Here is a 12,453-nt window from a genome sequence, read left to right as displayed (position 1 = left end):
CCCAGTGACCCGGACGATCGCGGCGCCCTTCCCCCGGAGCCGCTCGCGGTGACCTGCCATCCGGACGGCCAGGATGGTGCATCGGCGATGTGTCGGGCACAAGACGCCAGCCGGAATCCCCGAGCCGCCCGGTGGAGAATCCGGGATGCCCCTTCGGAGTGGGCGCCCCGGCGCCGCGTCGGGCAAGCCCGGTCCGGGACGACGCGTCAAGTTCCTGTTGCTGCATCGTCTTAATCCGAAAACCGGCGACCACCGCCCGGGGTGAATCCGGGGTCCCATCCCGGGCCCTACTCGGGCGGCTCGATCGCGACGAGCCGCCCGCTCGGGCTGTAGACGGCGCCGAGCACGGTCTCGTAATGCCGCTTGACGCAGGCATGACACTCACAAGCGACCGTCTCGATCGCCGTTCGGTTGAGGACGGTGATGCGCCCGCGCCCGACCTCGATCAGCCCCTGCTGCTGCAGCATCCGCAGGATGCGGGTGAGATAGGTGCGCTGCACGCCGAGCATCGCCGCGAGCGCCTCCTGGGTGATCGGCAGGACGTTGCTGTCGAGCCGGTCCTGAAGCGTCAGCAGCCAGCGCAGGCAGCGCTCCTCGATCGGATGGAGCGCGTTGCAGGCCACCGATTGCAGCACCTGCGCGAGCAGGCAGTCGGAGTAGCGGGTGAACAGGTTGCGCAGGGATTCCGAGCGCCGCTTGGCCTCCTGCAGCCGCACCGACTCCATCCGCAGGATCGGGCCGGCGATCTGGATCAGGGCATGGGTCGAGGCCGGCAGGCCGCCGTTGCTGACCACGCCGCCCACCGCGCCCTCGCGGCCGATCGTGGCGGTCTCGGCGCTGCGCCCGTCGATCATCGAGATCAGCAGGGTGACCACGGTCTGGTCGAGGGGGAAGGTGATGAAATCCACCTCGCGGCCGGCGGCGAACAGCGTCTCGCCGCGCTGGTATTCCAGCCGCTCCATGTCGGGCAGGAGCAGGCCGCGATCCTTGGGGCTCAGACACGCGAGGAGCAGATTGCCTTCAAAGCACCGCTCTGTGGCCGAAGGCATGTCTAGCTCGAAGTCCGTCTGGTCGCAGGAGGCGGCTCCTAGCGCAACGCTCGGCGCGCAGTCTGTCTACAAGTAGACATATGGGCTTCCGCGCACGAAAAAATTGCAGTCACGGCCAAGTTACGCCCCGAGCCTCTTCAGGAGCAAGCCGCGAAAAATCATAACATAGGATAAGATGATCTCGGGAGCTGGCGGCAGGATAGCCGGCTCCTTCTTCTCCGCCTCGGCCCTTTTGTCTGTCCCACCCGGGCGCTCGTCTTGGTCGCCCGTCCTACTTGCCGGTGCAGAGCCCCTGGCTCGACAGGCGCCGATGCTCCCGCGGATCGCAATCGGTGGCGAGGAACGAGGCCCATTCGGTCGGGGTGCCGTAGAAGGCGTTGCGGTCGACGTCGCCGCGCACGCCGGGCACGCGGCCGGTCGAGGTGAACTGCCAGAGCATCCACTTGCGGTTGGCGTAGCGCTGCTCGGGCTCGGCCGCGGTGGAGCGGACCCAGTGGGGGTAGTCGGGCAGCTCGTCTTCCAGCACGTCCTTGTGGAAGGTGATGTCGGTGTAGATGATCGGCCGCTTGCCCGTATAGGCCTCCATCTCGTCCAGCATGTAGCGGATCATGGCGAGCGCCTGGGGCTTGGGCAGCTTCTTCGGGCACTTGGCCGAGTGGCCGTTCCACTCCACGTCGAGCACCGGGGGCAGGGCGGTCGGATCGTTCGGCACGTTGCGCTTGAACCACGCCATCTGGTCCTCGGCCGAGCGGCACCAGAACACGAAGTGGTAGGCGCCCCGCGGCACGCCGGCCCGGCCCGCGCCGTCCCAGTTCTCGCGGAAGCGCTCGTCGACGTGGTCGCCGCCCTCCGTCGCCTTGATATAGGCGAACTGCGTGCCCGCGCTCTTGACCGAGGCCCAGTTGATCGGCCCCTGCCATTTCGAGATGTCGATGCCCTGGATCGGGTGACTCTTGGCCCGTGCCACGCCCGGATGGGGCTTGGCATCGCCCTTGGTGGGATAGAAGTCGTTCTGGGCGGCGCAGGCCGCGAGCCCGGACAGCAGCAGGGCGGCGAGCCCGCGCTTGAGCCAGCCGCGCGGAGCCGGTGCGCGCCTCGAGGAAATTTCGGTGTCCAGCGACATCGACGGCCCGCCACTTCTTGCGTGCGACTTCAATGGGTATTCGATGCCTCCGGTCCGGTTAACAGAACTTTGCCGTCATTGCGGCGGAATTCCGGAAGGCGTTGCGCCGCAGGCACATAGATGCCGCCCGTGCTGTCCGGCGGCCGGGACGCCCCCATCTAAAAGCTTGTCGATCCTGAATTTTCCCTGAGACCGCGATGCGCAAGACTCTGTTCACCATCGGATACGAAGGCCTGTCGCCGGACCGTCTGCACGCCGCGCTGAAGGCGGCGGACGTGGCCGTGCTCGCCGACGTGCGGGCGGTGGCCAACTCGCGCAAGCGCGGCTTCTCGAAAGGCGCGCTGAAGGCGGGACTCGTGGAAGCCGGGCTCGGCTACGAGCATTTCCGGAGCCTCGGCACGCCGAAATCCGGCCGCGAGGCGGCCCGCGCCCACGATGCCGGGCTGATGCGCCGGATCTATTGCGAGGAGGTGCTCGACACCGCCGACGGCGGGCTCGCCCTCGACGCCCTGGCGGATCTGGCCGCCGAGCGTCCGGTCTGCCTGCTCTGCTTCGAGCGCGACCCGGCCCGCTGCCACCGCCGCGTTCTGGCGGAGCGGCTGGCCCCGCGCGGCTTCGAGACGGTCGATCTCTACGGCGATTTTCTGTGATTTTTTCGGAGCTTGACCGCGTGCTGCGGCTGCTCCGGAAACTCCCCAAAAATCAGCGCATCAGGCTCGGCGCGCCCAGGCGCGGCTGCACGCCCTCGCGCATCACGAGGCGCCGCAGGGGCGGGATCGCCCCGAGCACCACGAGCCCGAGGCCGCGCAGGGCATCGACGGGCAGGAGATCGGTGAGCAGCGAGCGGTTGAGCATGTCCACCGCCGCGCCGCGCAGCCGCGCATCGACGCCCCGCGCCCGCCCGAAGCCTGCGAGCGAGGCCGGAGCGCCCGGATCGCGGTTCGCCTCGCGGGCGGAGAACACCGCATCGCGTAGCGCCGCGGCGTCGCGCAGGCCGAGGTTCAGCCCCTGCGCCCCGATCGGCGGGAAGACGTGGGCGGCCTCGCCGATCAGGGCGAGGCGCTCGGCCACCGGCCGCTCCACCGAGAGGCCGCGCATCGGCACCAGCCCGCGCGGGCCGTCGATCCGCATGGCGCCGAGCATCGAGCGGGCCTGATGCTCCACCGCCGCAGCGAGACCGCCGTCTTCGAGCCCCGAGAGGCGCTTGGCCGCCCGCTCCGTCGTGACCCAGACGAGGCTGGAGCGGTGCCCGCCGGGCAGCGGCACGAGGGTGAAGGGCCCGTTGCGGGTGTGGAATTCGGTGGAGATGTCCCGGTGGGGCCGCTCGTGGGCGAGCAGGGTGGTGAGCGCCGCCTGCGGATAGGACCATTCCCGGCTGCGCAGGCCCGAGGCCGCGCGCAGGGGCGAGCGGCCCCCGTCGGCGCCGACGACGAGCTGCGCCGCGAGGCTGCGCCCGTCCTCCAGGTCCAGCACGGCGGCCCCGTCCGCGAGGCGCATGCCGGCCGAATCCGCCTCGAACAGGGTCAGGCCCGGCGTGGTGCGGGCCTGACCCCGCAGGGTTTCGACGAGGCGGGCGCTCTCGACGTTCCAGCCGAAGGCGGGCAGGCCGATCTCGGCGGCCGAGAAGCGGGCGGGCGGCGGCCGGAACAGGCTGCCGGTATCGTCCACGATCTGGAGTTCGGCGAGCGGGCTCGCATGCGGCGCGATCTCGGCCCAGGCGCCGAGGACCGTGAGGAAGCGCACCGAGCCGTCGAGCAGGGCCACCGTGCGCCCGTCCGCCACCGGCGCGTGACGCCCGACGAGGGCCGTCTCCACCCCGTCGCGGGCGAGCGCCAGGGCGGCGGCGAGCCCCGCGGCTCCGGCTCCCACCACCGCGACCGCGAAGGCCGGCGGGGCGGCGGGCGAGGGGCGGGCGGGGGAGGTCGGCACCGGGACCGTCACGATGGGAGACTCCTTGAAACACCCTCGAAAAGCCCCGCGCCGGCCGGTCGGCGACCGGGCCGGCGGGAGAGGACTGCAGGACACCGGGATCGAAGCCCGGAAGGGGCTTGCGGGCGGACCGTCAAGCGGACCGTGGCGGCCCGGCATTCCTCGCCTTCCTACAGAGGCGCGGGCCGCGCGGGGTCAAGTGCGGCGCAAGGGTACGGCTCAAGGGTACGATGCAGGCGTGCGGTTTAGGAGCCGGTCGGAATGAACCAAATCCCGCCTGCAGCATTGCTAACCTATGTTCAAGCCGCTGCGCGGTCTCGCCGCACGGTCTCGAAGTCGCAGTGGTCAAGACGTCTGAGGGGCGTTCCATGAAGCCGTTCATCACCTCGCAGCCGGACGTCGTACGGACACGGTTCAACTCGTCCTTCGACCCCGTCCTCTCCGGGGTGGCGCGCGGGCTCGCGCGGCTGTTTCCGCCCGTCCAGAACGTCCGGCCGCCGCGGGACGGGGGCGAGGCCGCCGCCGCGCCCCGACAGGCCGGCACGGCCGGCGGACAGGATGGCCGTGGATGATGAAGCCCGAACTGATCGATCAGCACATTGCCGCGATGACCACGGCGAGCAGCAACCTGCTGCGCCAGATGGAGGATGAGGGCCTGCGCTACCGGGTCATCGTGCGCCCGGAGGACACCGGCACCCTGCACGTCCAGGTGCGCGAGCTGACGCCCGAACTCACGGAGCGCATCGAGCGCTGCCTGTCGGGCATGGGCATGCAGGTCGCGGTCCGGGAAGAGTAGGCCCCCCAATGCCTCTGGGCGCGCCCCGGGCGCCCGGCCGGTGAGGTTCGGGCATAAGCGCCGTGCGCCCCTTGCCTGTCCGCGCCGGACCGATATCTCGCCTGTCATCCGAGAACGGGAACGGGTGGGAGAGCGCGATGAAGGCGATCCGGGTGCACGCCTACGGTGGGCCGGAAGCGATGGTCTACGAGGACGTGCCCTCGCCCGAGCCGGGCCCCGGCCAGATCCGCGTCCGCCAGACCGCCATCGGCGTCAACTTCATCGACATCTACTTCCGCTCCGGCGCCTACAAGGCCCCCTCGCTGCCCTTCATCCTCGGCAAGGAGGGTGCGGGCGTGGTCGATGCGCTCGGCGAGGGCGTGACCGATTTCCGCGTCGGCGAGCGCGTCGCCTATGCCGGCGCTACCGGCACCTATGCCGAGGAAGTGGTGGTGGACAGCAAGGGCGTCGTCCACGTGCCGGATTCGATCTCCGACGAGACCGCCGCGGCGATGATGCTCAAGGGCCTCACCGCGCAGTACCTGCTGCGCCGGACCTACCGGGTGCAGCCCGGCGACACGATCCTGTTCCACGCCGCCGCCGGCGGCGTCGGCCTCATCGCCACGCAATGGGCCAAGCATCTCGGCGCCACCGTGATCGGCACCGTGGGCTCGCAGGAGAAGGCGGAACTCGCCCGCGAACACGGCTGCGACCACGTCATCCTCTACCGCGACGAGGACTTCGCCGCCCGGGTGAAGGAGATCACGGGCGGGAAGGGCGTGCCGGTGGTCTATGACGGCGTCGGCAAGGCGACCTTCCCCGCCTCCCTCGACTGCCTCTCCCCCTTCGGCATCTTCGCGAGCTTCGGCTCGTCCTCCGGCGCCATCGAGGCGTTCGACATCGGCATCCTCGCCGCCAAGGGCTCGCTCTACGCCACCCGCCCGACCCTGTTCACCCACATCGCCACCCGCGAGAGCCTCGACGCCAACGCCGCCGAGCTGTTCGAGGTGGTGGCCAGCGGCGCGGTGAAGATCCCGATCCACGCCCGGGCCAAGCTCGCCGATGCGGCGCAGGTCCACCGCGACCTCGCCGGGCGGCAGACCACCGGCACGACGGTGATGACGCCGTGATCCCCCGCTCATAGGATCAAAGGATTCCGGGCTCCGCCCGGACCCGCCGACGGACTCGTCCCTCGGGACCTTCGGACTTTGCCATGCCTCTCACAAGCACCGACGTTCTGCTCGTCATCGATGTGCAGAACGACTTCCTGCCCGGCGGCGCGCTGGCCGTGCCCGAGGGCGATGCGGTGATCGCCCCGATCAACCGGCTGGCCGAGCGCGTGCCCCACGTCGTCCTCACCCAGGACTGGCACCCGCCCGGCCACGCCTCCTTCCACGGAAGCCATCCGGGCAAGGCGCCCTACGACATCGCGGACCTGCATTACGGCGAGCAGGTGCTGTGGCCGGAGCACTGCGTGCAGGGCACGCGCGGCGCCGAACTGGCCGCCGGCCTGAACACGGAGCGGGCCGAGCTGGTGATCCGCAAGGGCTATCACCCCGGCATCGACAGCTACTCGGCCTTCCTGGAGGCCGACCGCCGGACCCGCACGGGCCTCACCGGCTACCTCGCCGAGCGCGGCCTGAAGCGCCTGCTGCTGGCCGGACTCGCCACCGATTTCTGCGTCCTCTGGAGCGCCCTCGACGCGCGCCGGGACGGATTCGAGGTCTTCGTGGTCGAGGACGCCGTGCGCGGCATCGACCTCGACGGGTCGCTGGCGCGGGCCTGGGACGCGATGGAGCGGGCAGGGGTCGGGCGCGTCGAGAGCGGGGCCCTCGCCTGACACCCTGAGATCACGGGTCGAGCGCGTCCGCCCCGACCGCGCATTCCGCCGCCACCGCCTCCCGCAAAGCCGCGCCGAGACGCCGAACCGTGCCGTGCCCGGCGCTGTCGTATGCGCGCGCGCCGAGCGCCGTCACGGGCGCGAGCAGGCGCAGGGAGTTGGTGACGAACAGGGCCTCCGCGGCCTCCAGTTCGGAGGGCAGGAGAGGGCGCTCCTCGACCGTGAGGCCGAGCCCCGGCGCGAGGTTCGAGAGAAGTTCGGCGCGGACGATCCCCGGCAGCACGCCCTCGCCGAGCGGCGGCGTCACCAGCGTCGCGCCAAGGATCGCGAAAACATTGCCGGTGCCGGCGCAGGCGACGCGGCCCGCGGTGTTGAGGAACAGGGCCTCGTCGAAGCCTTGCGCCTGCGCATCCCGGGCGGCGAGCACCGCGTCGAGATAGCCGAGCGTCTTGAGGCGGGCGGCCGGCGAGGTCTCGTTGCGGGCAATCTCCGTCGGCATCAGCCGCAGGGGCGCGAAGAACAGGGCGGCGCGGGCCGGCGCGGCGCTGCCGAACAGGAACGGTTGCGGCTCGGCCGGCGGCGCGAGCCCGCGCGGGCCGGGGCCGCGGGTCAGCGTGGTGCGGATCGCCGCGAGCGGGGCGGTGCCCGCGAGCGCGCGCATCGCCTCGACGATCCGCGCCCGTTCGACGGAAAAGCCGAGCGCCGCCGCAGCGGCGGCGAGGCGGTCGGCATGGGCGGCCTCGAAAGCGACCCGGCCCTGAACGGCGAGGGCGGTGTCGAACACCCCGTCGCCGAGCAGCAGGCCGCGGTCGGCCATGGCGAAGGGGAGAGTGCCGCCCTCGACCAGCCGCCCGTCAGACCACAGCATCGGCGAGCCTGTCGGTGCGCGCCGGATCCGTCTCCGCGCGCCACGCGCGGGCGCCCTTGAGGAAGTTGGAAAACAGCGCGTGGCCGTTCTCGGTCAGCACCGATTCCGGGTGGAACTGGATGCCCCAGGTCGGGTGGCTGCGGTGCGACAGCGCCATCACCTCACCCTCCCCCGAGGCGGCGTCGACGGTGAGGTGGCGCTCCATCTCCGGCGTCGGCGCCACGATCAGCGAGTGGTAGCGGCCCACCTGCATCGGCTGCGGCAGCCCTGCGAAAAGCCGCTCGCCGCCGTGCCGGATCGGCGTGGCATGGCCGTGGAGCGGACGTCCCGCCCGCTCGACCCGGCCGCCGAAGGCCGCGCCGATCGCCTGATGCCCGAGGCAGACGCCGAGGATCGGCACTTCGCCCGACAGGTCGCGGATCGCCGGCAGGCTCACGCCGGCCTCCGCCGGGGTGCAGGGGCCCGGCGAGATCACCACCGCCTCCGGGTTCCGGGCGCGGATGCCGGCGACATCGAGCGCGTCGTTGCGCACGACCTCGACCGTCTCGCCCAGCTCCTCGAAGTAGCGCACCACGTTGAAGACGAAGGAATCGTAGTTGTCGATGACGAGGATCACGGCGTGCCCTCCTCCTCGAAGGCCGGCTCGAAGGCCGCGAAGACGCGGGCCGCCTTGGTCAGCGTCTCCTCGTATTCGGGGCCGGGCTCGGAGAGCAGCGTCACCCCGCCGCCCGCCTGGAGCACGGCTTGGGCGCCGTCCATGAACACGGTGCGGATCGCGATCGAGGTGTCGAGCGATCCGTCGAAGCCGAGCGCGCCGATCGCCCCGCAATAGAGCTCGCGCGCGTCCCTCTCGATCTCGGTGATGATGTCCATGGCCCTGAGCTTCGGCGCGCCGGTGATCGAGCCGCCGGGAAAGGTCTTTTCGATGAGGTCGAGGGCGTCCGCACCCGCGCGCAGCGTGCCCGTCACCACCGATACGAGATGGTGGATGCCGGCATAGGATTCCACCCCGCACAGGGTCGGCACCCGCACGCTGCCGGGCTCGCAGACCCGCGACAGGTCGTTGCGCAGCAGGTCCACGATCATGATGTTCTCGGCCCGCTCCTTCGGATTGGCCTGGAGCGCCGCAGCAATCTCGGCGTCGCGGGTGGGATCGGGATCGCGGCGCACCGTGCCCTTGATCGGCCGGGTCTCGACCGCCCGCCCCTCCAGCTTCAGGAAGCGCTCGGGCGAGGAGGAGGCCACCGTCAGTCCCTCGAAAGCGAGATAGGCGCCGAAGGTCGCGGGGTTGGTCTCGCGAAGCCGCCGGTAGAAGGCGAAAGGGTCGAAGCCGGGTGGCAGGTCGGCGGAAAAGCGCTGGGCGATGTTGGCTTGGTAGATGTCGCCGGCCCGGATGTAATCACGAACCTTTTCGACAGCATCTTCATACGCTTGTCGCGAAAAGTTCGAGCGCCATGTGAGCTGGACTCCGGTCCATTCCGGGGACGGTTCGGCCCCTGCGGCGAGCAGGCCGGCGAAGGCATCGAGCCGTGCCCTTGCGCGCGCCTCGCGGGCCTGCGGATCGGTCTCGGGGAAGCCGGTGGCGATCAGGAGGCAGCTGCGCCGTCCGTGATCGACGGCGAGCAGCGTGTCGTAGAGGTTGAAGGCGATGTCGTCGGTCAGTCCCGCCCGGCGCGCCGGTGGATCGACCCGCTCCAGGCTCCCCCCGAGATCGTAGGCGAAGTAGCCGATCGCCGCCCCGGGAAAGGCCGGCAGGTCGGGTTGCGGCGCGAGACGATAGGGCGCGAGGCAGGCCCGCAGCGCCTCCAGCGGGGGGCCGGGGATCGGGCGGCCATCCAGGGTGGCCCCCCCGTCGCGATAGCGGAACCGCGCGAATGGGTCGGCGGCCAGCACCGAGACGCGGCCCAGCGTGTCGTGCCGCATGGCGCTGTCGAGGAAGGCGAGCCCGGGCAGCCGGGCGAGCCGCGCCGCGGCCGCGACCGGGTCGATAAAGGGGATCTCGCGGGTCCAGACCATGGGCTCGGCCGTCATGCCTCGTGCGGCGCTCGTTTTATGATTTACCCAAGGGCGCGCGGCAGCCTCCCGTCAATCGTTCCCGCGTTCCGGGCTCGCGGGAGGGGTATGCGCCGCGGCCGTTCCAGCCCTGAACTAATTTCTTCGATATCTATTCCAACGCATTGATCTGAATGATTTTACTCATATCGCTCCATCGCGGTCTGCCTTCATGAGGGAGGGTGCGGCGGGATGGCTTCGGCTTCGCCTCGCGAGGACGGCGGAGTTCGCAGCTCCGTCATCGCCAGCATCGATGAAGCGATCCAAGCCTCGCGACGGGGGTCGGCCGCGCGTCGTGGCGAAACGCAAGCGTCCGGCCACGCTCGCAACCGCGCCCCAATGCGGTTATATCGGGCCATCCACCGCCATCGATGCAGGACGCGCGGGCCTCCGTTCCGGAGGGCTGCCTCAACGAGCCGTCATGACCGCAACCGCCTCCCCCTCGGACACCAAGGGCGCCGCCGCGCCGCGGATCTCCTTCGTGTCGCTGGGCTGCCCCAAGGCGCTCGTCGATTCCGAGCGCATCCTCACCCACCTGCGGGCCGAGGGCTACGAGCTGTCGCGCCGCCATGACGGGGCGGACGTCGTCATCGTCAACACCTGCGGCTTCCTCGATTCCGCCAAGGCGGAATCGCTTCAGGCGATCGGCGAGGCCATGGCGGAGAACGGCCGGGTGATCGTCACCGGCTGCATGGGCGCGCAGCCGGAGGAAATCCGCGAGAAATATCCGAACCTGCTCGCCGTCACCGGCCCCCAGGCCTACGAGTCCGTGGTCGCGGCCGTGCACGAGGCGGTGCCGCCGGCCCACGACCCGTTCCTCGACTTGATCCCGCCGCAGGGGGTCAAGCTCACCCCGCGCCACTACGCCTATCTGAAGATTTCCGAGGGCTGCAACAACCGCTGCACCTTCTGCATCATCCCGAGCCTGCGCGGCGACCTCGTCAGCCGCCCGGCGGGCGACGTGCTGCGCGAGGCGGAAAAGCTCGTCAAAGCCGGGGTGAAGGAGCTGCTCGTCGTCTCGCAGGACACCTCGGCCTACGGCATCGACACCCGCTACGCCACGAGCCCGTGGCGCGACCGGGAGGTGCGCGCGCGCTTCTACGATCTCGCCTCCGAACTCGGCGAGCTCGGCGCCTGGGTGCGGCTGCACTACGTCTATCCCTACCCGCATGTCGACGAGGTCATCCCGCTGATGGCCGAGGGCAAGATCCTTCCCTATCTCGACATGCCGCTCCAGCACGCCAGCCCCTCGGTGCTCAAGCGGATGCGCCGGCCCGGCAACCAGGAACGCCAACTCGACCGCATCCGGCGCTGGCGCGAGATCTGCCCGGACTTGGCCATCCGCTCGACCTTCATCGTCGGCTTCCCCGGCGAGACCGAGGCCGAGTTCGAGGAGCTGCTCGACTGGATCCGCGAGGCGCGGCTCGAGCGGGTCGGCTGCTTCGAATACGAGCCGGTCAAGGGCGCGCCCGCCAACGATCTCGGCCTGCTGGTGCCGCCGGAGGTGAAGGCCGAGCGCAAGCGCCGCTTCATGGAAGCGCAGGCCGGCGTCTCGCTCAAGCTCCAGCGGGCGAAGGTCGGCAAGCGCCTGCAAGTGATCATCGACGAGGCCGGCCCGGGCGGGGCACGCGGCCGCTCCAAGGCCGACGCCCCGGAGATCGACGGCAGCGTTCACGTCGCCTCGCGCCGCCCGCTGCGGCCCGGCGATATCGTCACGGTGAAGATCGAGCGGGCCGACGCCTACGACCTGCACGGCATCGCGGTGTAGGGGCCGGGCGAGGGCCCGGGCGGAGCCGGAGGCTCGCACGCGAACCGCTGCCCGCGCGAAAACGTTGCCCCGTCACGATCAACGACCGGACGAGGCAACGATGGCGGATGCGCAGCGCGACCAGAGCAACGAGGCCGCGGTCTCCCCCAAGGACCCGGTGACGGGTCAGCTGAAGTCGCAACCCGGACCGATGGAGCGCGCCGGCACCGAGGCCGAGGAAGCGGCCCGCGGCAACACCAAGACGGGCGAGGACAAGCGTCAGGCCGAGGACGACCGCTCCGCCTGACGCATCCCCCGATGCGCGACGACCGCCGCGGGCTGCGCCTCGGCCTGATCGGCCTCTACGGCTTCATCGGCGTCGTCCATCTCGCCGCCACCGACCGGTTCCTGCCGATCATGCCGGGCTGGGTGCCTGCCCCGCGCCTCGTGGTGGTCGGCACCGGCCTGTGCGAGATCGCCGGCGCCCTGGCGCTGTTCGTGCCGCGGCTGCGGCGGCTCGCCGGGATCATGCTGGCGCTCTACGCGGTCTGCGTGTTCCCGGCCAACATCAAGCAGGCGGTCGAGGGGATTGCCGTGCCGCCGATCCCCGACACGTGGTGGTATCACGGCCCCCGTCTCGCCTGTCAGCCGGTGATGGTGTGGTGGGCGCTCTACGCCGTGCGCGCCATCGACTGGCCGTTCGCGGCGAGAAGAACGGGCGCGAGCGGAGCACCTCGTTAAGCTTAATCCGGAATTGAAAAAGGCTTTTCTCTGAGGAAAACGGTGCCGGCAGCGTATCCGGGCCGGCTCAACCGGTGGTCTTCGGCCCGCGACCCTGTCTAGGCTCGCCCCCATGCCGAAGAGCCGCGATTCGAACCGGACGAACCGCCCGCAGGACGGTGCCGCACCGCCGGAGCAGGCGGCGGTCGAACGCGCCCTGGAGCAGATCGTGGAGCGCCTGAAGCCGAAGCCGCCCTGTCCGACCCCGGCGAAGAAGGGCGATCCCCGGACGAAGAAGTAAAGGTTTCGGAAGGACAAGTCCTCTCGCGAGTGCAGGGCAGCGCCCGGCG

Annotated in this window: 15 protein-coding genes; 9 read left to right on the top strand and 6 right to left on the bottom strand. The window is 70.6% G+C overall.

Translation table 11 applies throughout. The features are described 5' to 3' along the window. Positions 1-287: 287 nt before the first annotated feature. Together HNR51_RS13840 and HNR51_RS13835 are read right to left on the bottom strand one after the other, a co-directional pair. On the bottom strand, positions 288-1,049 hold the full coding sequence (locus HNR51_RS13840) for a Crp/Fnr family transcriptional regulator (protein ID WP_182555279.1): 762 nt from the start codon (positions 1,047-1,049) through the stop codon (positions 288-290). 271 nt (positions 1,050-1,320) lie between these two features. Further along, on the bottom strand, positions 1,321-2,172 hold the full coding sequence (locus tag HNR51_RS13835; RefSeq protein ID WP_012456078.1) for a glycoside hydrolase family 25 protein: 852 nt from the start codon (positions 2,170-2,172) through the stop codon (positions 1,321-1,323). A gap of 197 nt (positions 2,173-2,369) precedes the next feature. On the opposite strand from HNR51_RS13835, the gene HNR51_RS13830 reads away from it, so the two are divergent. Then, positions 2,370-2,822 carry a DUF488 domain-containing protein gene (locus tag HNR51_RS13830; protein WP_012456079.1) on the top strand — a complete coding sequence of 151 codons (453 nt, stop codon included), beginning with the start codon at positions 2,370-2,372 and terminating at the stop codon, positions 2,820-2,822. Between the two features lie 52 nt (positions 2,823-2,874). Here the strand turns inward: HNR51_RS13830 and HNR51_RS13825 are convergent, their stop codons facing one another. Further along, a complete protein-coding gene (locus HNR51_RS13825; protein WP_182555278.1) occupies positions 2,875-4,113 on the bottom strand; it encodes an FAD-dependent monooxygenase in 1,239 nt (412 codons plus the stop codon). Positions 4,114-4,469: 356 nt separating this feature from the next. Between HNR51_RS13825 and HNR51_RS13820 the strand changes: the two genes are divergently transcribed. The 4 genes from HNR51_RS13820 (at position 4,470) to pncA (ending at position 6,716) form a co-directional block, all read left to right on the top strand. Beyond that, positions 4,470-4,673 (top strand): hypothetical protein, encoded by a 204-nt coding sequence (locus HNR51_RS13820; RefSeq protein ID WP_012456081.1) that lies wholly within the window; start codon positions 4,470-4,472, stop codon positions 4,671-4,673. Next, positions 4,670-4,897: a hypothetical protein gene (locus HNR51_RS13815; RefSeq protein ID WP_182555277.1), complete on the top strand. Its 228-nt coding sequence runs from the start codon at positions 4,670-4,672 to the stop codon at positions 4,895-4,897. Before HNR51_RS13820 ends, HNR51_RS13815 begins: the two co-directional genes overlap by 4 nt. Before the next feature lie 137 nt (positions 4,898-5,034). Then, a complete protein-coding gene (locus tag HNR51_RS13810) occupies positions 5,035-6,006 on the top strand; it encodes a quinone oxidoreductase family protein (RefSeq protein ID WP_182555276.1) in 972 nt (323 codons plus the stop codon). A gap of 83 nt (positions 6,007-6,089) precedes the next feature. Then, a complete protein-coding gene (pncA, locus tag HNR51_RS13805) occupies positions 6,090-6,716 on the top strand; it encodes a bifunctional nicotinamidase/pyrazinamidase (protein WP_182555275.1) in 627 nt (208 codons plus the stop codon). A gap of 10 nt (positions 6,717-6,726) precedes the next feature. On the opposite strand, the gene HNR51_RS13800 is transcribed toward pncA, so the two are convergent. From HNR51_RS13800 to pabB, 3 genes are read right to left on the bottom strand one after another with little or no spacing between them, the layout of a single operon-like run. Then, positions 6,727-7,584 (bottom strand): aminotransferase class IV, encoded by an 858-nt coding sequence (locus HNR51_RS13800; protein ID WP_182555274.1) that lies wholly within the window; start codon positions 7,582-7,584, stop codon positions 6,727-6,729. Next, a complete protein-coding gene (locus HNR51_RS13795) occupies positions 7,571-8,200 on the bottom strand; it encodes an anthranilate synthase component II (protein ID WP_182555273.1) in 630 nt (209 codons plus the stop codon). Before HNR51_RS13795 ends, HNR51_RS13800 begins: the two co-directional genes overlap by 14 nt. After that, a complete protein-coding gene (pabB, locus tag HNR51_RS13790; protein WP_182555272.1) occupies positions 8,197-9,615 on the bottom strand; it encodes an aminodeoxychorismate synthase component I in 1,419 nt (472 codons plus the stop codon). The genes HNR51_RS13795 and pabB overlap by 4 nt, the downstream gene beginning before the upstream one ends. A 442-nt stretch (positions 9,616-10,057) precedes the next feature. On the opposite strand from pabB, the gene rimO reads away from it, so the two are divergent. The 4 genes from rimO (at position 10,058) to HNR51_RS13770 (ending at position 12,404) form a co-directional block, all read left to right on the top strand. Next, positions 10,058-11,404, top strand: coding sequence for a 30S ribosomal protein S12 methylthiotransferase RimO (gene rimO / locus HNR51_RS13785; RefSeq protein ID WP_141953287.1), 1,347 nt, complete (start codon positions 10,058-10,060; stop codon positions 11,402-11,404). Positions 11,405-11,504: 100 nt separating this feature from the next. After that, entirely contained in the window at positions 11,505-11,690 is a 186-nt protein-coding gene (locus tag HNR51_RS13780) for a hypothetical protein (protein ID WP_012456091.1), read from the top strand. Between the two features lie 11 nt (positions 11,691-11,701). Further along, complete coding sequence (locus HNR51_RS13775) at positions 11,702-12,124, top strand: DoxX family protein (protein ID WP_182555271.1); 423 nt, start codon at positions 11,702-11,704, stop codon at positions 12,122-12,124. 112 nt (positions 12,125-12,236) lie between these two features. Further along, positions 12,237-12,404 carry a hypothetical protein gene (locus HNR51_RS13770; protein ID WP_012456093.1) on the top strand — a complete coding sequence of 56 codons (168 nt, stop codon included), beginning with the start codon at positions 12,237-12,239 and terminating at the stop codon, positions 12,402-12,404. Positions 12,405-12,453 lie beyond the last annotated feature (49 nt).

The sequence above is a fragment of the Methylorubrum thiocyanatum genome (assembly GCA_014138645.1).
Lineage (GTDB): Bacteria > Pseudomonadota > Alphaproteobacteria > Rhizobiales > Beijerinckiaceae > Methylobacterium > Methylobacterium thiocyanatum.
This window is presented reverse-complemented; position numbering and strand designations above follow the sequence as displayed.